Annotated in this window: 14 protein-coding genes, 1 pseudogene and 3 riboswitches; of the genes and pseudogenes, 12 read left to right on the forward strand and 3 right to left on the reverse strand. The window is 50.4% G+C overall.

What is annotated here, in order from left to right:
* Positions 1-11 precede the first annotated feature (11 nt).
* Genes ACFOLF_RS24250 through ACFOLF_RS24260 form a run of 3 tightly spaced genes read left to right on the forward strand, consistent with a single transcriptional unit; the run spans position 12 to position 5,306 of the window.
* Positions 12-2,678, forward strand: coding sequence for a sulfatase-like hydrolase/transferase (locus ACFOLF_RS24250; RefSeq protein WP_210044835.1), 2,667 nt, complete (start codon positions 12-14; stop codon positions 2,676-2,678).
* Entirely contained in the window at positions 2,675-3,625 is a 951-nt protein-coding gene (locus tag ACFOLF_RS24255; protein ID WP_210044836.1) for an interleukin-like EMT inducer domain-containing protein, read from the forward strand. Before ACFOLF_RS24250 ends, ACFOLF_RS24255 begins: the two co-directional genes overlap by 4 nt.
* On the forward strand, positions 3,615-5,306 hold the full coding sequence (locus ACFOLF_RS24260) for an interleukin-like EMT inducer domain-containing protein (protein WP_210044837.1): 1,692 nt from the start codon (positions 3,615-3,617) through the stop codon (positions 5,304-5,306). The genes ACFOLF_RS24255 and ACFOLF_RS24260 overlap by 11 nt, the downstream gene beginning before the upstream one ends.
* A gap of 164 nt (positions 5,307-5,470) precedes the next feature.
* Here ACFOLF_RS24260 and ACFOLF_RS24265 read toward each other — a convergent pair whose 3' ends face one another.
* From ACFOLF_RS24265 to ACFOLF_RS24275, 3 genes and pseudogenes are all read right to left on the reverse strand, one after another.
* Positions 5,471-5,914, reverse strand: coding sequence for a PAS domain S-box protein (locus ACFOLF_RS24265; protein ID WP_210044944.1), 444 nt, complete (start codon positions 5,912-5,914; stop codon positions 5,471-5,473).
* A gap of 264 nt (positions 5,915-6,178) precedes the next feature.
* Positions 6,179-6,885: pseudogene (locus ACFOLF_RS24270) on the reverse strand (YitT family protein).
* 111 nt (positions 6,886-6,996) lie between these two features.
* Positions 6,997-7,425 carry a hypothetical protein gene (locus tag ACFOLF_RS24275; protein ID WP_210044838.1) on the reverse strand — a complete coding sequence of 143 codons (429 nt, stop codon included), beginning with the start codon at positions 7,423-7,425 and terminating at the stop codon, positions 6,997-6,999.
* Positions 7,426-7,432: 7 nt separating this feature from the next.
* Positions 7,433-7,597, reverse strand: a riboswitch (cyclic di-AMP (ydaO/yuaA leader).
* 398 nt (positions 7,598-7,995) lie between these two features.
* Positions 7,996-8,193, forward strand: a riboswitch (cyclic di-AMP (ydaO/yuaA leader).
* A gap of 92 nt (positions 8,194-8,285) precedes the next feature.
* Positions 8,286-8,470, forward strand: a riboswitch (cyclic di-AMP (ydaO/yuaA leader).
* Between the two features lie 116 nt (positions 8,471-8,586).
* Between ACFOLF_RS24275 and ACFOLF_RS24280 the strand changes: the two genes are divergently transcribed.
* The 9 genes from ACFOLF_RS24280 to ACFOLF_RS24320 all read left to right on the forward strand — a co-directional run bounded on the left by ACFOLF_RS24280 (position 8,587) and on the right by ACFOLF_RS24320 (position 20,602).
* Entirely contained in the window at positions 8,587-8,997 is a 411-nt protein-coding gene (locus ACFOLF_RS24280) for a hypothetical protein (RefSeq protein WP_210044839.1), read from the forward strand.
* Between the two features lie 120 nt (positions 8,998-9,117).
* Positions 9,118-9,195, forward strand: coding sequence for a K(+)-transporting ATPase subunit F (gene kdpF, locus ACFOLF_RS24285; RefSeq protein ID WP_379114309.1), 78 nt, complete (start codon positions 9,118-9,120; stop codon positions 9,193-9,195).
* A 40-nt stretch (positions 9,196-9,235) separates the two neighbouring features.
* Positions 9,236-10,915, forward strand: coding sequence for a potassium-transporting ATPase subunit KdpA (gene kdpA / locus ACFOLF_RS24290; RefSeq protein WP_210044841.1), 1,680 nt, complete (start codon positions 9,236-9,238; stop codon positions 10,913-10,915).
* A gap of 21 nt (positions 10,916-10,936) precedes the next feature.
* Positions 10,937-12,970 (forward strand): potassium-transporting ATPase subunit KdpB, encoded by a 2,034-nt coding sequence (kdpB, locus tag ACFOLF_RS24295; RefSeq protein ID WP_210044842.1) that lies wholly within the window; start codon positions 10,937-10,939, stop codon positions 12,968-12,970.
* A 47-nt stretch (positions 12,971-13,017) separates the two neighbouring features.
* Positions 13,018-13,632, forward strand: a complete 615-nt coding sequence (kdpC, locus tag ACFOLF_RS24300) for a potassium-transporting ATPase subunit KdpC (RefSeq protein WP_210044843.1) — start codon at positions 13,018-13,020, stop codon at positions 13,630-13,632.
* A gap of 120 nt (positions 13,633-13,752) precedes the next feature.
* A complete protein-coding gene (locus ACFOLF_RS24305; RefSeq protein ID WP_210044844.1) occupies positions 13,753-16,077 on the forward strand; it encodes a histidine kinase in 2,325 nt (774 codons plus the stop codon).
* Between the two features lie 76 nt (positions 16,078-16,153).
* Positions 16,154-17,104: a magnesium/cobalt transporter CorA gene (gene corA, locus ACFOLF_RS24310; protein WP_379114293.1), complete on the forward strand. Its 951-nt coding sequence runs from the start codon at positions 16,154-16,156 to the stop codon at positions 17,102-17,104.
* A 310-nt stretch (positions 17,105-17,414) separates the two neighbouring features.
* Positions 17,415-19,172, forward strand: a complete 1,758-nt coding sequence (locus ACFOLF_RS24315; protein ID WP_210044845.1) for a sensor histidine kinase — start codon at positions 17,415-17,417, stop codon at positions 19,170-19,172.
* Positions 19,169-20,602, forward strand: a complete 1,434-nt coding sequence (locus ACFOLF_RS24320) for a helix-turn-helix domain-containing protein (protein WP_210044846.1) — start codon at positions 19,169-19,171, stop codon at positions 20,600-20,602. The genes ACFOLF_RS24315 and ACFOLF_RS24320 overlap by 4 nt, the downstream gene beginning before the upstream one ends.
* The last annotated feature ends 91 nt before the right edge of the window (positions 20,603-20,693 follow it).

A 20,693-nucleotide genomic window follows, 5' to 3' on the forward strand; every position in this document is an offset into this window, starting at 1 on the left:
GATGTGCCAGCATGTCCACAGTAATGGTTTGGATTATTCTATTCATTTGGCATTTATCCTGGAATACGGCTCTCAACAAAGGCCAAGGGAATAAATTAATTTCTGTGGAGCAAGTTGTCATGTCTGTAATAGTTGGAATTATCCTTCAAACATTATCTCAATGGAATCTGGCGACCTCGGTTATATGGGTTCTTGCAGCCAGCTTGTTCTATTATATTAATCTAATTCATATCAGGTTTTTTGGTCTTATCATTTCAGGTTCTCAGATAAAGCAATTTTTATTTTCAAGGGATATGGCCAAGGTTAACGGAGCGATGCTTTTTCAAGCGGCGGGCCGTCTCGTTAAGACAAGAGACCTTTTATATATGGCTGCAGCAGCTGGAATGGTCACGGTCTTGACTGTCGATATGAGGGAAAGTTACGCGGCCGTTTCCTGGTGGAAATGGAGTATATTGAACTGCTTATTGGTCATCTTGATTTTTCTGACGCTTCGGGACTATATGAAACTAAAAAAAGGAATGATAGATGCCCACAAGTATGGTGTGGTTCTCTCTTATTTTTTCTCATGGGTCCAGGAGCGATTAAGAAGAACAGAACAGGAACGGCTGCTTCAGGATTATTTGATGGACGAGCAAGAATCGAATCAGGAATCCGAGGCGGACACTGAGAAAGATGAGATGTTCGGCAGGTTTAAAGGAAAGAACGTGATCCTTATTCAGATGGAATCATTTCAGCAATTTCTGATCCATCACAAGGTTGAGGAGCAGGAGATCACACCATTTCTAAACCGATTGGCCAGGGAGAATATAGAGTTCACCGATATCTTCAGTCAATTCTCGATTGGACATACGGCCGATGCAGAGCTTGCAGTCCTGCATTCTCTGTACCCGTTAAAAAAAGAGGTAGTCAATTATAAACATTATGACAAGAAGTTTCGCGGTTTGCCTCAAATATTTAGGGAACATGGCTATCAGGCGAAGGCGTATCACGGCTACAAAGGAGATTTTTACAATCGTCGGACGATGATGAACACGCATGGCTTTGAGGCCTTTTATTCGGAGGAGGATTATTTAATCACGGAACTTGCGTCCTACTGGATGTCGGACTTTTCGTTCTTTGAACAATCGGTTGAGAAAATAAAGAAAATGAAACAGCCCTTTTTTTCCTTTATGATAAGCTTAACCTCCCATTTCCCTTTTAAGCTGGAGGAAAAGCATTGGGGACTTCAATTAAGCTCAGATATTCCTGAATTCCTGGCACTCTATTATCAGAGCGTCAATTATACGGACCGTGCCCTGCAGTATTTTTATGAATGCTTGGAGCGTGAAGGCCTCCTTGAAAATACGGTGTTTGCGTTTTATGGTGATCATGAGGGTGTTACTTTGGAAAATCTGCCGGATTTATATGAGCATCTGGGGATGCAGCAGTCAAATTTCCTTAAATCCAGCAATCAACAGCGCGTTGCCAAGGTGCCCTTCATCATTGCAAGCTCCGATCCGGATACAAAAATAAGCTATAGCTCAAATAAAACAGGGAGTACATTGGATGTTGGTCAGACTTTGCTGCATCTATTGGGGCTGCCGCAAATATCATACGGGTTTGGAACTAATATGTTTACTGCTCCCGACGACCGGGTCATTCCTTTAAGTGCATATCCGATAGGTTCGTTTGCCACAAAAGACATCTTATGCTATGCGCCCACATCCGGAGATTATTATAAAAGTGTCATTTTGGACCGCAATACTGAGAAGATTATCATTCCTATTTCAGAAAATCGAGAGAGGTTTGAAACCAGTATAAAGCAGCTCATGAAGTCGGAATATGTTATTGTCAACAATCTGCATGGGGATGAAAGTCAACAGTATGAAGTGAAAAGCGCAAAAGAAATCGTCTCTTTTTCGCCAAATGTAGAACGATTAATGGATGCGCTTGATGAACAGGCAATCGTGATACCGATCTCGAGACAGCAGGACGGGGGCTATTTAAACGATCCAAATTTTGATTTGGACAGTATGATAGATTTAGAGAGCTATTACAGAAAAGTTAGAAATAGAAACATTCGCTTTTTTTCCACATTTGATTTTGAAGGTAATGAGAAGCCCGTTTATTTCGAGGATTTTAACTATAGGGATTCGTTTGCTGCAAAAGGTTATAAAGTGAATTTCGTGCAGCCTGTGTCACTTCCCGAATATTTGGATAGCCTGCCGGATCATGTGCTTATTGTTTTCTCGGCAAAAGACGAAGCAGCAAGTCAATTTATCCCTGATTTTGTATCGGAGATGATTGATTACGGATTTCATAAGCTGAAAAATGTGCATTACCGTCATAGTTATCTGAATATCGTCTATAAAAATAAAGGCTTTATTTCCCTCTGTGAAGAAGTGTCAGCAAATCCGCTTGAGATTTACTGGGAGAACCGAACCTTAGTTAAAGGAATAATGCTGCCTTTTGATCTTAAGGTAACAAGCAAAGGCGCTTTAGTTGGGAATTCATCTGAAATTATGATTAATCAGTTATCGTACAGCCGCAATCAGAGGGGGCTGAATATGGCAGTGGTGGACATGACAAATGGTAAGGTTCTGGAAATACTTAGAACGGATACATGCATAATGACAAATATCGATAATCATATGTACGTCGCCACCAAAGAAGGCCTTTCGCAGGAGGTAGCCCCTTGAGTATCCTTTGGCTTCAATGTCTGGCTGTCATTTTGCTTATTGGTTGGATTAATATTCTTTTTCTCATGAAAGATTTTGGGGGAATTATCCGATCCCAGGATATGAATCCCGTTCATGAGGAGGCTGACATTGAAGACAGTTTCAATTCGGAGAGAAGCAGAGAATCTCAAACTCCGGTCCAGACAGACCCATTCTCGAGATGGGAAGAGCTGCTGTTGAATAACAACGACCCATGCAAAATTATTATTGAGAGCCCGTTATGGGATAAATTTCGCTCTGAATACCAAGCCTTCGCGAAGCTATGCGAAGAAAAAAATGCTTTGGTTAAAAAAATAGATACGTTATGGAAGGAAGCTGTCCTTCCGCCGGCTGTCTATTTTGATGATCCTGCATTCATGTCTGATTTGTGGGACAAGAATTATAACATTGAACTCGTTAAGGGCAGAAGTTTAATAGAATTGTTGAAAGAGGTGCAGCCGTTCTCGCTGATAATCCTCTCTGTCAAAGACGATGGAACTCAGTCTTTGAACCACAAGTGGCAGGAGCAGCTCTCCGAACTTGGCGTGCATGCATTGACCAGAGAACACTTAAGGTACGGCTATGTGAACATAATTTGGAAAACTGTGGATCATATGTATACCAGTCTGTACGAGGAGCTTTCATTGAACCGTTTGGCTATACAGTTAAAAAAAGGAGACAAAATAAAGGATCATATTATATCAGCTGATTTGGATATCGTAAGTGCTGGTTTTGACAGCGGCAATTTCTCGAGCATCAAAATAGATGGGCAAGAGTTTTCACCCAATCTTCGGGGGATTAATATCGTCGTTTATGACGCCATTGATTCCAGTGTCGAAGCTGTCCATAGAGCAGATACATTTGTCACCATATTCGACGACAAAACAATCTATCGCGCATATACGGAGGTGAAAATAAATGCTCTATAAACTGGATGATTTAGCATTGCTGAACAAAGGGAGCATTTATGTTCCTTTCTCAGGAATCCAGGCTGAGAACCGATTGAGCCAAATTGAAAAAAATATACATATAGCGTATTCGGCATTGATACACCGGCAGCATGGTATTTGGATGAAACTATTTTCCAATATTGATCTGGATAAAAATGATGCGTGCATTTATTTTCATGCGAGTTCTTACATCCCCAATCTTAGAAAGCATGGCTACAGAGTGGATGCAATAAGCGGGCTATATTTATTGGATTTCTTGAAAAATGTTGAAGAAGACGCTTTTGTGGTCATTTCAGTCAAAGATGAAGGCAGCCAACAAATGACCGGAACGGTAACCGAAGAACTGCGGAAGCTTGGCATTACATCGTGGGATGCATCAAACCTCAGGCAAAGTTTTATTTGGGCCGCCCGGAAAAAGGACTCGTTCACATATGAAGTGCTGCATGAAGAATGCTCAGCTGGTGATCTAAACTGGGAGTCATTTTTTGAAGATACACCAGTATCGGTTATGAGCGGCGGAGCTTTATCAAGCAATTTAAGCAGCATCCGGCTGAATGATCAGGAATGGAGCATAAACGAACGTGGGTTTAATATTGTTGTTTATCATTCTTCCTCAGGAATTGAAGCCATTAATTTTGATACCTTCACCACGCTCCATGCCCAAGGCAGTCTATTTAAGGCGCAGCCGTCGATAGAGAAGACAGCGTCCAATATATTTGTGGCAGTCAGCCATGCAGGCGGACGAATTGACGGCGTGAATTATACGAATTGTAAAGAAGCGTTGGAGCAAAGCTACAGTATGAGAGGACACAGGGTTTTTGAGATCGATTTGGAGCTGACGTCGGATGGGGAATTGGTGGCCAGGCATGATTGGAATTCTTTATTGTATCAGGTATTGCGGCAGCAGCCCCCGGAAGATATGAAGGAAGGCGAGCCGCTAAGCTTAAATCAATTTACAAGTCTAAAGATTCTTAACCAATATACCCCTTTAACCATAGCGGATATTTTTCAATTCCTAACTGATCATCCGGATGCCTATGTCATTACAGACTCCAAATACACAAACCCGGAGATTGTTGAGAAGCAGTTCATTAGACTAGTGAATGCCGCGGCGTCTTATGGCTATGGATTATTACTGCGCGTTATCCCCCAACTGTATACGGAAGAAATGTATTCTATATGCGAGAAAATTTTTCCTTTCCCGCAGTACGTGTATACTTTATATCAAACCTTGGCAAGTGATGAAGAAATTATTACCTTCTTGCTAGAAAAGAATATCCGGTTTGTCACGATGTCACAGGAGCGTTTCAAACCATCATTTGTCTCGAAGCTGAAAAAACTTGGCTCTTCGGTGCTTATTCATACGATTAATGATCTCTCAGCGGTCAGTGAGTACGTTCGGATGAACGTGGATGGTTTCTATACGGATAATCTGACTGCTTCAGAAATTGATAAAGAAGTATTCAGCTACCGGATAGAATTGGATACCAGACGTCAAGTATTGGCTGAGTTTCTTAAAGATAAATATAAAATACCAGAGGAAGAAAGCAGGAAACGATTGGATTTGGTGGATGCTGAGAACTTGACCAAGGTTACAGAACGTTTATTCCAGTCTCAAACTGTAGATGATGTTCATGATATCTGGCACACCTACGGTTAATCGACCGCCAGACAACATGAATGAAATAACCGGCAAGAGGTCGCCGCTGCGGCCTCCTGCTGTTCCACCGGTTTACCTTATCCCCTGGATCAGGTTTTGCGAAAGCAGGGAATTGATCGAGTCTCTTCCAGCATTCGCTCGGAATCTTTGCTCCATGATGTCCCTTATAATTCCGCGATAGCCCACAGGGCTCCCGTCCGCCGCTTCTCGTATAAGTACGATCGAGCCTTCAACGGACCTGCGGGTACCATCCTTGAGAATAACATCCCATTCGACGCAGTGGACCGCGGTTCCTGTATGATGCACCCATTGGTACGTTTGCTTGTCTTCCGGGCATCTTCCTTGCTCATAAAATCGGTGAAGCGCTTCTCATGCAATTCAACTTCGGAAACTCCCAGAATTTTGACCAGCGCGTGATTGAAAAAGGAAAAATGGCCGGACTCGTTCATCTCGTAGTAGCCGTCTTGAATGCTTTCCAGCGTGGAGCGGATTTTGATCTCTTCATGCGCCCATTGTGCCGCGTCTGACCGTCGGACAGCCTCCAGATTGCGCTGAATCAGCAGATAGAGGGAGCAAGCCGTTATGATAATGGCTGCTGCGCCAAACAGTCAGGGAGGCCTAATTGAAGCAAGCAGGCGAGGAGCAGATAAACGACCGCGATTTTAAGTGAAATTAGTTTTCCCGCTGTGTTATTTTGTATGTGTTCGGTTTTATGCATGCGTAAGTTCTCCAGTTCTATATGTTGTCTACAGGATATTCAAGAGGAGATCAATGACTTTAATGCCGATGAAAGGCAGGATGACGCCTCCCCGCTCCATAAATCATCAGGTTGCGGAACAAGAGCTGGTTGGCTATTTACGCTATTTATGCTGCTATTCCCGCTCGAAGCCTTGTCCCAAAACATCATGCACATTGCTGATGATAATAAACGCGTGGGGATCGGCCTCTTTCACAGCATCCTTCAAACGCCCGATTTCCTGCCTGGAAACAATGCAGTGCACGAGCTCTTTATGTTCAAAAGAAAAACCGCCTCTAGCGGGAATGAGAGTCGAACCCCGCTCCAACTCCCGGGTAATCGCTTCGCAAACGGCTTGCCCTTTATGGGTAATATTCGAAAAGGCTCTGGCTTCATAGGCCCCTTCCGAAAGCAATGATATCGATACCGCCGGTCGTTTCGCAAATCTGAATACGATGCCAAGCCCGAATCCGATCATAGCCGGCATATAAGGTAACGAGAAAATAATACTCCGGATTGACAAACGGCACAATCCAGCCACGGTCAATCACAAACTCCATCAACCATAAGAACAACGATAAGGAAAGCGTGCCGTATATCGTAAAGATCATTCGCCGATGCCTCATATTTCTCCAGCCGAGCAGCAGCAGCGGGATATTTATGAGCAACGTAGTGACCGAAGGGGGCAGCGAAAAAGCATACAGCAGCAGGAGGGAGATCCCGGTAAGCCCCCCTCCATCAGCTTGTTGGGAATGATAAATAATGCAGGCCGAATGCGAAAATAGCCGCGCCCAGCATAATAGCGGCAAGCTGTCTGAGGGGAAACACCTGTTTGTTGATCATCACGATCTTAGTACCTCCGGAAGAATCCTCTGACTATAGGGCATAGAAAATAAGCCCGAAGAGCACAGAAACTCTCCGGGCTTCCCTACAATATAAAAAGAGGTTTGAATGCTAGAACAAACTAATATAAGAAGATGCACGGTCAAACAATACGGTTTTTGTCGCTGACTGATTATGACCGGGATTGCTTTTCAACTGCTCCAGAGCTGAGGAGACCAGTACACTTTGAATGGTATCTTCATGGTAATGCTGCAATAACCAAGCGAGATTATGAGGCTCCCTGGAATCCATGATGTCTCGGAAACGGTTGGACCATGTAATCCAGTCCGCGGGCTTTTGCCAATTTTCCAGCACCATATCGCTCCATGCTTGTCCGGCGTTTGTGGTCAGAAACAGGATGACCTGATAACGGGTCATTTTGTTTTCATTGAGGGCCACAATAAACAGCTCCATCCTTTTGACTTGAACGATCTGCAGGCGGAGTTCCGGTTCAGGCAGCGGGTCAGCTTTGGGCAGTGGGTCAACGGTTTGAACAGACATCTTTAAATTCTCTCCCTTTTTTCGCTTACGAGGTTAGCTGTCGGATTCGGACGAGAGAGCCGCCCTGCCAGAGCCGTCAGGCATCCGGATTCACCCCTTGAACGCCAGAAGTGTCAGACGCTCACATGGTTCCCCCGCTGCTTCCTTTGGAAGCACTCAGCGAATAAATGATAGCCGTAACAGGCTTGCCATTTATCATATTCCGTTCCTTTTCTTCTGTAAAATGATCCGCAGCCTGTTAAACACTTCATAACGCCATATTTTTCATTTAAAGTGAAAATAAGCGGCTAAAACCAGTCATTTTGCGCAATTACTCGTTCCCTCTTCATGTTGCTAATACGCTGCCCCAATCTTCATATAAGCTCCCGAAGGGCCTGGTTTCATTTTAAGCGGAGATAAAGAAAAACGGCGAAATACCGCGATATACAGAGCATAAAGAAGCATTGATCCTCTGAAAGCGCTTGAAAATATGTCCAGCGGCGTTATTTGTGCCCATAGCTGTTCTGGACATGCTTTACACGCCGTACGGCTGGGAGTATGATTCATATCGTGCTTAACAGCATATATCCATTTTTTTGATCGCTGAGTTTCCGCCTTCGGGTGGAAAGCGGGGGAACCATAGAGGCGTTGTTGGTATCCGATGTGAGAGTCGGATCGTACAGCGCAGGGGTGAATCGTTGCAGGAGTGTCATGAAACTCATGCAGCGTAGGGCGACTCTCACCGCCCGAATCCGACAGCTAACCTCGTAAGCGCAGGTGGAGAGAGGAATGGTGAACGAAGTGATCGATTAAATTCGACCGCAGAGCGTCACGTGCCTCTGCGGTTTTTTGTTGTATAGATTTTTGTATAAATCTTGAATTTGTTTCATTCGCTGAATATTGCGCAGCAGCTGCAGTAACGGGGGAACCAACGACCGTCCTCGTCCATCGGGACGAAGGCGACGGTCACGGGGTGAATCATCCGGCATTCCAAAATGCCGGGCGTAGGGCTACTCTCATGCCCGAATCCGACAGCTAACCTCGTAAGCGTACCGGGAGAGGCAACACTTATCGCGAGCGATCAGGACGTTTGTCATGGTCAAAGAAGCCGCAGGTAAAGGTTACTCTTTTCCTAAGGCTTCTTTTTTGTTGCCTTCTTCCCTGAATTTGGAGGAGAAAAGTATGGAACAACGGCCCATATTGGTGGCTGCATCGACTGAGGCAGGGAGAAAATTCGTACGGCTGCTGCTCTACAAACAGCAGCCTGTGGTCGCCCTCACGAATAATAGGAGGGAAGAAAAGCTGCTGCGGGAACTGGGCGTTAATGAAATTATACGAGTGAACACGACCCGCAGCAAAGCGGGAGCGGCTCCCCAATTTTCGATCGGACGCGTTTATATTTTTGAGTCGAGCCTGCCGCTCAGCTGTCAGTATCTGCAGCTCATGGCCAACTGGTCCTGCCAGGAGATTACCGTTATTACGACGGTATGGCATCCCGAGGTTATTTATAAAAAGCTCGGGGCTGCCTATATTGTGCGCACGCAATCCGGAGATGTCGGGTTCTTGCTCAGCCGCCTGAATGATCAACCATAAAGGGAGTGCTGTTATGTTGGATGTATGGATGATTTTGACTTTGATCGCCTCTTTCCTTGTTATCGCCGGATTCTTGGTCTGGTGCGACAAATCGATCGACGAGACGGAGGGAGAACGCTTATGACGCTGGTATTGATTTTTACAGGCGCGTTGCTGATCTACCTGGTGTATGCCCTGCTTCATCCCGAGAAATTTTAAATGAGCTTGAGAGTCGATTAAGCCCCAAGGAGGAACGGCTATGGACATATTGCAAATTATTATTGTGATCGGCGTTCTGATGCTGATCGCCAAACCGCTCGGGAATTATTTGTATCATGTATTCTCGAACGAACCTAACCGCACAGACAAGGTGTTCGGTCCGGTGGAGAAAGTGATTTATATGATCATGGGGCTGAAGAACAGGGCGGGGATGAGCTGGAAGAAGTACGCCATCAGCTTCGTTACCATCAACTTCATATTCGTAGCCATCAGCTATGTGCTGCTTCGGGTGCAGAGCGGGCTGCCGCTAAATCCGAACGGAATCGGCGATATGGAGCCCACGCTCATTATGAATACGATAATCAGCTTTATGACCAATACGAACCTGCAGCATTACAGCGGTGAAAGCGGGCTGTCGTATTTCACGCAAATGGCGGTCATCATGATGATGATGTTCACGTCGGCGGCGACCGGCTTCTCGGTTGCAGTCGCATTCGTGAGAGGAATCACAAGCAAAGGAAAAACGGTAGGTAACTTCTTCGAGGACTTCGTCAAAGCGCACACACGGGTCTTTTTCCCGCTGGCGATCATCGTCACCCTGGTGCTGGTCGCCCTGCAGGTGCCGCAGACGCTTGATCCTACCTTGTCCGTAACCACTCTGGAAGGCGCGACCCAGCAGATCGCAATCGGACCTGTAGCTTCATTGGAATCGATCAAGCATCTGGGCACCAACGGAGGCGGGTTCTTCGGCGTCAACTCGGCGCATCCGTTCGAGAACCCGAGACCACTTACGAATGTCATCGAGATTTTGTCGATGTGGGTGCTGGCTGCGGCGCTGCCTTTCATGTACGGCAGATTCGCAAAAAGCCACAAGCAGGGCTGGGTTATTTTCTCGGCCATGATGATCCTGTTCCTTGTATTCCTCTCTGTCGTCTATTCGGCTGAGAAAAGCGGGAACCCTGTCATGAACGGGCTTGGCATTGATGCTTCACAGGGCAGCATGGAAGGTAAAGAAGTACGCTTCGGGATTGCCCAGTCGTCCCTGTTCACAGCGGTTACGACGGCGGCGACAACGGGATCGGTCAATAACATGCACGATACGCTCACACCGATAGGCGGTCTTGTACCGCTTGCAGAGATGATGCTTAACGTCGTATTCGGCGGTAAAGGCGTGGGGCTGGTCAATATGCTGATGTATGCCATTCTTGCCGTATTCATCTGCGGTCTGATGGTCGGGCGAACGCCGGAGTTTCTCGGCAGGAAGATTGAACCGCGGGAGATGAAGCTGATCGCGATCGCTATTCTGGCGCATCCGTTTATCATTCTTGCACCGACGGCCATTGCCTTCCTGACCGATCTTGGAAAAGGGGCCATTACGAATCCTGGCTTCCACGGCATCTCGCAGGTGCTGTATGAATACACCTCATCCGCGGCTAACAACGGCTCCGGATTTGAGGGACTCGCAGATAATACGCCGTTCTGGAATATTACCACGGGCCTTGTCATGTTCTTCGGAAGGTATATTTCGATGATTGCGCTGCTGGCCGTTGCCGGGTCGCTGACCCGCAAGCAATGGGTGCCGGAGACGATCGGAACGTTCCGCACGGACAATGCGCTGTTCACATTCTTATTGATCGGGACTGTCATTCTGATTGGCGCGCTGACCTTCCTGCCAGTTATCGTTATGGGCCCGATCGCCGAGTATTTGACAATTCGTTAAAGGAAATGGGGTGAGCCGAGAATGAATGGAAATCGTAAAAAAAGCATGTTTTCTGGCGATCTTGTCGCCCAGGCGCTGAAAGCCAGCGTAATCAAGCTGAATCCCGCAGCCATGATCAAGAATCCTGTCATGTTTGTCGTTGAAGTCGGCACCGTCATCGTGCTGCTGATGACGATATTCCCGGGATATTTCGACTCAAGGGACCGCATCGGCTTCAATTTGACCGTGTTTGTAATCCTGCTGTTCACGGTGCTGTTCGCCAACTTCGCAGAGGCTTTGGCTGAGGGCCGGGGCAAGGCGCAGGCTGATTCACTCAAGAAAACGAAGCAGGAAATTATGGCCAACAAGGTCGTAGGCGGCGGCATCAAAGTCGTGCCTTCCACCGAGCTTCGCAAAGGGGATGTCGTCATTGTCTCGCAGGGGGAGATGATTCCCGGTGACGGCGAAGTCATCGAGGGTCTCGCATCTGTCGATGAATCGGCGATTACAGGCGAATCCGCACCCGTCATCAAGGAGGCCGGCGGCGACTTCAACTCCGTCACCGGCGGAACAAGGGTTGTCAGTGACCGCATCAAGGCACGGATCACAAGCGATCCCGGCGAAACGTTCATCGACCGGATGATCGCGCTCGTCGAAGGGGCGAAGCGGCAGAAAACGCCGAATGAAATTGCCTTGAATACGCTGCTGATCAGCTTGACGCTTATTTTTCTGATTGTAGTCGTAACGCTTGGACCGATTGCTTCCTACGTGGATGTCGATCTGGAAATTCCGGTTCTCATCGCTTTGCTCGTCTGTCTCATACCGACGACAATCGGGGGACTGCTGTCGGCGATCGGCATCGCCGGCATGGACCGGGTCACGCAGTTTAATGTACTGGCGATGTCCGGTAAGGCGGTGGAAGCCGCAGGGGACATCAATACGATGATTTTGGATAAAACAGGGACGATCACCTTCGGAAACCGGATGGCCAGCGAAATCGTCCCGGTGGGCAAGGCGAATGTGAACGAGACGGCTGCCTGGGCGGCGATCACCTCTGTACAGGATGAAACGCCGGAAGGGCGCTCCGTACTGGAATGGATGAAGAAGAACGGCAAAACGTATGATGCCGCGCTTGGCGAAGGCGGAAGCTTTGTGGAATTCAAAGCGGAAACCCGGATGAGCGGTATTGATCTGAAGGATGGCCGCATCGTGCGCAAAGGCGCAGTCGACGCGATCCGTAAATGGGTGCTGGCCCAGGGAGGCGCTATTCCGGCGGATCTGGGTACGCAGGCGGACCGGATCTCTTCCGAGGGCGGTACGCCGCTGGCCGTAGCGGTAGACAAAGAGATCTTCGGATTGATTTATTTGAAGGATACCGTGAAGCCCGGTATGCGGGAACGCTTCGACCAGCTTCGGGCAATGGGCATCAGGACGATCATGTGTACGGGGGATAACCCTTTGACGGCGGCTACGATTGCCAGAGAAGCGGGCGTCGACGATTTCATCGCCGAGAGCACGCCTGAAGACAAGATTGCCGTTATCCGCCGCGAGCAGGCCGAAGGCAAGCTGGTTGCCATGACAGGCGACGGCACGAATGACGCTCCCGCACTTGCGCAGGCGGATGTCGGACTTGCGATGAACAGCGGCACGACAGCCGCCAAGGAAGCGGCAAATATGGTCGATCTCGACTCCGACCCTTCGAAGATTATCGAAGTGGTGGCAATCGGGAAGCAGCTGCTGATGACCCGCGGAGCATTGACTACGTTCAGTATTGCCAATGACGTTGCCAAATATTTCGCTATTATTCCAGCAATGTTCATGCTGGCCATTCCGGAGATGGATGCTTTGAACGTGATGCGGCTGGGTTCGCCGCTGTCGGCGGTATTGTCGGCCTTGATCTTCAATGCGATCATCATCCCGCTGCTCATCCCGCTGGCCATGAAAGGTGTCGCTTACCGTCCGATGAGCGCTTCGCGTCTGCTCAGCCGCAACCTGTTCATTTATGGATTGGGCGGAATAATTGCTCCGTTTATCGGTATTAAATTGATTGATTTGATCGTTCATGTATGGATCTGACGAACGGCGCAAGGCTATAAATTCAAATGGAAAGAAGGAATCGTACCATGAGTACACCACTTACGGATAGCGGGAATGACAAGCAGTCCGGAGGATCGGTTTTCGGGATTGCCCTGCGGGCCGGCGTGCTGTTCATCGTACTGTGCGGAATCGCTTATCCGCTTGTCAGCACGGGACTTGCGCAGCTGCTGTTTCCCTCCCAGGCGAACGGGAGTCTGCTGAAGGATAAAGGCGGTAATGTAGTCGGCTCCGAATTGATCGGGCAGAACTTTACGAATCTGAGCTATTTTCAGGGACGCGTATCCAGCATCGAATATAAAGCGGAGGCTTCCGGCACCAACAACTATGCGCCATCCAATCCGGATCTGCTGGCGCGGACGAAGGCTTCGATCGAGCAGTGGCAAAAAGATAATCCTGACGTGCCGCTTGCGCAGCTGCCGCTTGCCCTGGTGACCAATTCGGGATCGGGTCTCGACCCGGATATTACCCCGCAATCGGCCCTGGTGCAGATTCCCAGAATCAGCAAGCTGACCGGCATTTCCGCTCAGGAGCTGGAGGCATTGGTCGATGAGCATACGCAAAACCGGGACTTGGGCGTATTCGGCGACAAGCGGATCAACGTGCTGAAGCTCAATCTGGCTTTGTCGGAGCTGAAGAAATAAGAGTAACCGTACCCTGTCCGCACGGCATTCCGCGGACGGGGCGGTTTCTTTTTCGGCAGAATCAACGGCATAATAGGCATATAAGCAAATCGATGATTGGCTGCGGGAGGGGGAGGGAACGTGACTCAGTTCAGACGCAAGACACCGGAAGAAATCCTGCATTCTATCTCCAGGCTGCACCGGGGACGCTTGAAGATCATTATCGGCGCGGTCAGCGGATCCGGCAAAACCTATCATATGCTTCGGGAAGGCAAGCTTCTGAAGCAGCAGGGGATCGATGTGGTCATTTGTGCGGTATCGACGATGCAGCGGTCGGAAACCGTCCAGCAGGCGCTGGAGCTGGAACGCGTGCCAAGCATCCATTGGCAGCGGGCTGGCAAGGAGCAGAAGGACCTGCCGCTGGATGTGTTGCTTGCCCGGAATCCGGAGGTTCTGCTCGTCGACGGTCTTGCCCACCGCAACCGTGAAGACGCCCGCTTCAAGAGCCGGCTCGAGGATATTCAATTTCTGATGGACCACGGGATCAGCATTATTACCACGATTAATGTGTATGAGCTTGCCGGTGAAGATGAATTTGTCTTCAAGATGACAGGCATCAAGGCCGAAGATACTGTGCCCTCGAATACCCTTGAATTGGCGGACGAAGTCCGGCTGATCGATGTTTCGCCGGAGACGATACTGAAGCGGATTGACGAGGGGGTATTGGGAGACAGTACGCATCCCGCCTTGTCCCGCCGCGGGAATCTCGGCGTGCTCCGCGAGATTTCGCTCCGGCTGATGGCCGAGGGCGTCAACGATTCGCTGGAGAAGCATCGGGAGGAGCAGGGGCTTATTGGTCCCTCCGGCGCGGCGGAACGGATTCTTGTCTCCGCTCAGTATCACTGGAACGGGTCGCTATACGTACGCAGGGGACAGCAGGTAGCCAAGCGATTGAACGGGGACCTGGTTGTGGTCACGTTTGTTCTGCCCCGGCAGAAGCTAAGCCGCAACCAGCAGGCGTTCAAGCTTTCGATCCAGAAGCTGGTGGAGAAGGTCGGGGCCAAATTCGAGGAGCTGCCTCTGCCGCATCTGCGCAAGCTTCCTACCGAGCTTGTGCGTTACGCCACACAGCACAATGTGACCCGGATCGTCATGGGCCATTCCAAGAAGAACCGCTGGCAGGAGCGCTGGCAGGGCTCGATTGTAAACAGAGTGCTGAGACGGACGAGGAACATCGATGTATTTCTCATGGCGGACCGGGCGGAGCACGAGGGCGAGCGCATTCTGCCCGTCAAGCCCAATCCGGCTGGAGGAGAGGACTCGTTCCGCCGGCTCAGCTCGAGGGAAATCGAGGAGAAAATCGAGACGATCCGGCGCGGTACCTTTAAGGTGTACATCGGGGCTGCCCCGGGTGTCGGCAAGACCTATAAAATGCTGCAGGAGGGCAATATTCTCCGCAGCAAGGGCATCGATGCCGTCATCGGCCTGCTCGAGACCCACGGACGCAAGGATACGGCTGACCAGGTGGGCGGGCTGCCGGTTATTCCACGCACGAAGACCAGCTATCAGGCAGCGCAGCTGGAGGAGATGGACACGGAGACGATCATCTCGCTTTGTCCAGAAGTGGTGCTGGTCGACGAGCTGGCGCATACGAATGTACCCGGCAGTCCATTCAAGAAAAGATACGAGGATGTCATCCGGCTGCTGGAAAGCGGGATTTCCGTTATTTCCACTGTGAATGTTCAGCATCTGGAAAGCTTGAACGATGCCGTTCTGCAGCTGACCGGCGTGCGTGTCAGGGAGACTGTGCCGGACGCCATTCTGAAGATGGCGGACGAGGTCGAGCTCATCGACGTCACGCCGCAGATGCTGCAGAGCCGCATGCGGGACGGGAAAATCTATGCGCTGGAGAAGGTGGATCAGGCGCTGGGATCGTTTTTTAAAATCGGCAATCTGATCGCCCTGCGCGAGCTCGCTCTGCGTGAAATCGCCGACGATGTGGACGAGCGGCTGGAGGCGTGGGACCGCAATACCTCGCTGCGGGGGCATTGGCGCAGACGCGAGGTGATCTTCGTCTGTGTGGACACGGGCAGCCGCTCCGAGCGTCTGATCCGGCGCGGATTCCGGATTGCCCACCGGCTGAAGGCGGAATGGCATGTGCATTATGTGCATCATGGCGCGGTGAAGACGGAGGAGGAGCAGAAGCGGCTCGATACGCTGCGCCAACTATGCGAGCGGCTGGGCGGGAACATGCAGGTAGCCGAGGCGGACAGCCGCAAGAGCATACGCAGGGCCTTGCTGCAAAGAATGAATGAAGTGCACGCCACGCAGCTGATAATCGGACAATCCCGCAGGCCGCTCTGGTACACGCTGTTTAAGGAAACGGTGGTTCATTATCTGCTCCGCACCGCCCGCCATATGGATATGCTGATCGTTGCGGATTTTGATCCGTCAATTAAGGAGTGAACGTATTGTACGCAGAAATCCCTCCTTAATCCGGATGGGATTTTTGTTTTTTGCCTGGCTAAGGGGGAGATGCACTGTGATCAGGATAATGGCTGTTAACGACGAACATGAGATTCTCCATCAACCGTCATTAGATGATCTGAATCATGCCGATATACGATGGTACTGGGTGGATTTCAATGCGCCATCAGAGGAAGAAGCGCAGCTCCTGCAGCAGCACTTTCATTTTCATCCGCTGGCTATTGAGGATTGCCATCACTGGCTGCAGCGGCCTAAGCTGGATCATTACGATGACATTCATTTTTTTGTGCTGCATGCCATGAATCCGGACACGCTGGCCGCGGAAGAGATCGATATGTTCTGGGGCAGCAATTTCATCGTGACCTTTCATTCCAGGCCGTTGAAGGAAATGGACGAGGTGTGGCAGCGGATGGCTGAACATCAGAGGCTCCGTGAGAAAGGCAATGTGTACCTGGCCTATTTCATTATAGATAAACTGGTGGACGAATATTTCCCGAGTCTTTACCGGATCGAAGATCAATTGAACGAGATCGAAATAAGAGGGAAGAATGTTCCCCTTCATATGCTAATGAACGAAATTTTCGAAATCAGAGCCAAGCTTCTGAAAATTCGAAAAACGATCGTTCCGATGACAGAGCTGCTCTACCGGGTCATCAATTCGGAAAGAATCGAAGGCCTGAAGGAGCGGATCGTCTATTTCACCGACATCTACGATCATCTTCTCAAGCTCTCTGAAACGATTGAAGCCAATCGGGAACTGACGGCTGATATACGGGACAGCTATGTTTCGATAAATTCTTACCGTATGAATACCATTATGAAAACTTTAACGGTCATTACGACGATATTCATGCCTTTGACCTTTATTGCGGGGGTTTACGGGATGAATTTTCAGAGAATGCCCGAGCTTGCCTGGCATTGGGGCTATTATATGGTTCTTCTTATTATGCTCGCCATTGGCGTTGGTATGTATCTGTGGTTCCGGTATAAGAGATGGTTTGATTAGCGGCGTTCTATTTGACAGAAATCCGACAAGGGCTGCCAGCGATTGGCAGCCCTTGCTGCATGACGGAACGGCCGCAAGAGCTGTTGCAGCTCCTTCGGAGCTCTTGCAGCGAGGCCGTGATACAGGATAGCCGACAGAAGACAAGGAATGTCAAAAAGGGCTGATGGAGGCTTCTGCAATGGCTTGATCCAATGCCCGCATGGGCGTTTAAAAGCGTTTTCATTTTTATCCCTGAATAATCCTCTCCTGTGTTACAATTGGTTTAGTTTTGCTGCTTCGTTCTTCCGCATTCAAAAGGAGGAGCTTACCCATGAACCCAATCCGCACCGGAATACCGCTCCCGCATTCTCTCAAATCCCGATTGATTATTGTTTTGCTGCTCGCTTCTTTTATCCCCGTTTCGCTCATCGGCGGCATTTCCTATTATACAATATACAACCTTCTGGCCAACAAGCTGGAGAAGGGCGTGCAGAGCAATCTGGAGCAGGAGAAGCAAAACCTCGACATTACCCTGAGCAATCTCGACTATGCCTCGCAGCAGCTGGCGCTGTTCGGGGATATCCGGAACCATTACAACGCATTTATCAGCCAGTCGGATCCTCTTGAACGGGGAGCGATCGAGAAGGATGTATATAAATTCACCACGATCGTCAATTATACCAATCCCGATCTCGGACTGATGACGTATTTCCTCCCGGACGACGATACCTTTCTTTTTTCCAATATGAATGTAAACCCTGACCTGCATATCCGTCAGTTTCCCCATATCGCAACGCCCTATGCAGGCCTTGAATTTCTGGGGCCGCACCGCACGCTGTATCCGTACAGCGACAACCGGGTGCTCTCCGTGCTGCGTACGGTCGGAGGCGGCACTGCCGGGGAGAAGCGGATTGCCGTCTATATCGAGACCAATTTCAAGGTATTTCAGGACCGGTTGAGCAGCCTGCCATACGGACTGCCGATCAAGCATATCCTGCTCAACCGGGACGGGAAGACTGTTTACAGCGAGGAGGAGAAAGCATTTCCGCTGCAGGCATCGGTCCAGCCCCGCAAGGTCGACGGCCGTTCGTATTACAAGCAGGGCGATTATGTGCTGTTCACCTCGCAGGGCGCACATGGCTGGACGCTCATTACGGCGGTCGCGAAGAACGAGTTCTTCCGTGAGACGAACGAATGGATCATCCGGTTTGTGGCGGTCGGCATACTATCCATCGGCGCCAGTCTATTTCTCGCATGGCTCATCTGGCGGACCATCTACCGTCCGCTTATCCGGCTCAACCGGTATTTGCAGCATACGGCGGCAACCCGTTTCAACGAGCCGGTCCGCTATACGGGAGTTTTGGAGTTCGACGAGCTGCTTGGCACTTTCGGCTATATGAAAAGCGAAATTGTCATTCTGTTGACAGAGATCGGGGAGAGAGAGCGCAACAAGCGGAAGCTGGAGGTTGAGAAGCTGATGTACCAGATCAATCCTCATTTTATACATAACACGCTTAACACCGTACAGTGGATGGCCAAAATGAACAATCAGCGCGACATTTTCGAGCTGGTCTCCTATTTCATTGAAGTGCTGGATTACAATCTGGGCAAGGAAGGGAAGATCGTCACCATCCGGCAGGAGCTCAAGGCGCTGGGCGATTATGTCCGTCTGCAGCAAATCCGCTATCAGCATTCATTTTGCGTGGAATACGAGGTCGACGACGATGTGCTGGAGCTTCCGTTCCCCCGCTTTCTGCTCCAGCCCCTGGTTGAGAACTCGCTTTATCACGGATTCCGCAACAAGGACGGCTTCGTGGTGGTGCGGATCAGACGCGAAGGCAGCGGCATCTTCTGCGTGCAGATCCGGGACAACGGCGAAGGGATGTCACCCGAACAGCTGAATCAGCTGTTCGGCAAGCCGGACGATGTGACCCGAAAAGTGGGTCTGGGCATCGGCCTGCAATTCGTCCAGAATACGATTCACACCTATTATGGCGAGCCGTATCGACTGGAGGTCGTCAGCGAAGCGGGCTCCGGGACAACGATGACCATTCGGCTGCCGCTGGAAATCGGAGGGGATAACGAATGATCAGGACGCTTTTTGTCGAAGATGAGTATTTTGTCCGCCAGGGCTTTGTATACTCGCTGCCATGGGAGAAATTCGGCATACAGATTATCGGGGAGGCGGACAATGGGGAATCGGCGCTTGAGTTCCTGCGCGATCATGAGGTGGATCTGCTCATTACCGATCTGACGATGCCCGTCAAGTCGGGTCTGGAGCTGCTGCATGAAGCCAAGCTGCTCTATCCGTCGCTATCCTCCGTCGTATTGACCTGCCACCGCGATTTTGAATTCGTCCAGGAAGCGCTCCGGCTGGGGGCGCTGGATTACATTGTGAAGACGCGCCTAGATACGGCGGAGCTTGAACAGTCGCTCCACCGCATCAATGAACGAATGTCCGAGCGCAAGCAGGAGCCGCGCCATCCTGCCCCCGGCCTGCTCCTGATCCGGATAGCGGAGACGGCCGTGAACTTGCCCGAGCGTATGCGGCTGGAGAGCGGACCCGGCTTGACCAGGCTTGAAGCGGACACCTGGTTCATGCCTGAGACGGGCGATTTATTGCTCGGGAAAATAACCGCGGAAGCGGCGGCGGCAGGCTGGGCAGCCGTGCATGTAACCGACCATTGGAATGAAGACAGCCGGATTGTCGATGAATTGCTGAGCGGCTACAGGCGGCATTCGTTCCCGTACCGGTGGTCTCCGGACGCCGGAACCATTACCGTATCGCTTCTGGAATTAAAGCGCCTGCATTCCGGCAGGCAGCCGGCTGCCGCCGTCATGGCCGAGATCCGAAAAAGCTGGCACAGCTGCGGGTGGATTTTCGGGGAGGAGCTCTTCGGGGAGTGGCTGGAGCTTGTTGCGCAGTGCGAGCCGCCTGTCAGGGAGCTGACTGCCATGACGGATGCCTCTTTGCTCGGCTGGCGGCTGAGCGACAGCCTGCAGGCTTCGGGCATGCCCGCGCACGGAGCCTTGCAGACGAATGGGTTGCCGGCATACGAGCCCGCAGCCTTTTCCTGGGACCGGTGGACCCGGGAGCTGCGGCTCGCCCGGGAGTGTCTGCAGAGGCGGTATCATGCGCTGCGTTATTCCAAAGAGGTATATACGAGCGCGCTGAAGTCGCTGGAGATGATCCGCCTGCATTTGAAGGAGGGGCTGTCCCAAGGCGAGGTCGCCCGGCTTGTGGGCTTAAGCCGAAGCTATTTCAGCCAGGTATTCAAGGATATCTTCGGCATGTCGTTTAACGAGTATGTGAAGGCGCTCAGTATATGCACGGCGCAGAGAATGCTTGCCACCACGGAGCATCCGATCTATTGGATCGCGGAGCAATCGGGTTTCCAGGATGAGAGGTACTTCAGCCGGGTTTTCAGGGAGCATGCCGGTCTTCTGCCATCGGAATACCGTTTCCGCTGCCTCGCTCTTCGAAATGCGGCCGTAGAATCCTGTTCGGAGCCGGTGTGAAAATCGTCTGGCGCAGTCATCAGCTCGCAACGGTTTTCGCTATACCTGAAAACGGTCTTCCCTGATTGTTGAGAGCGTTTCCATTGTACAC

The sequence above is a fragment of the Paenibacillus sepulcri genome (assembly GCF_042647105.1).
GTDB classification, from domain to species: Bacteria; Bacillota; Bacilli; order Paenibacillales; family Paenibacillaceae; genus Paenibacillus_Z; species Paenibacillus_Z sepulcri.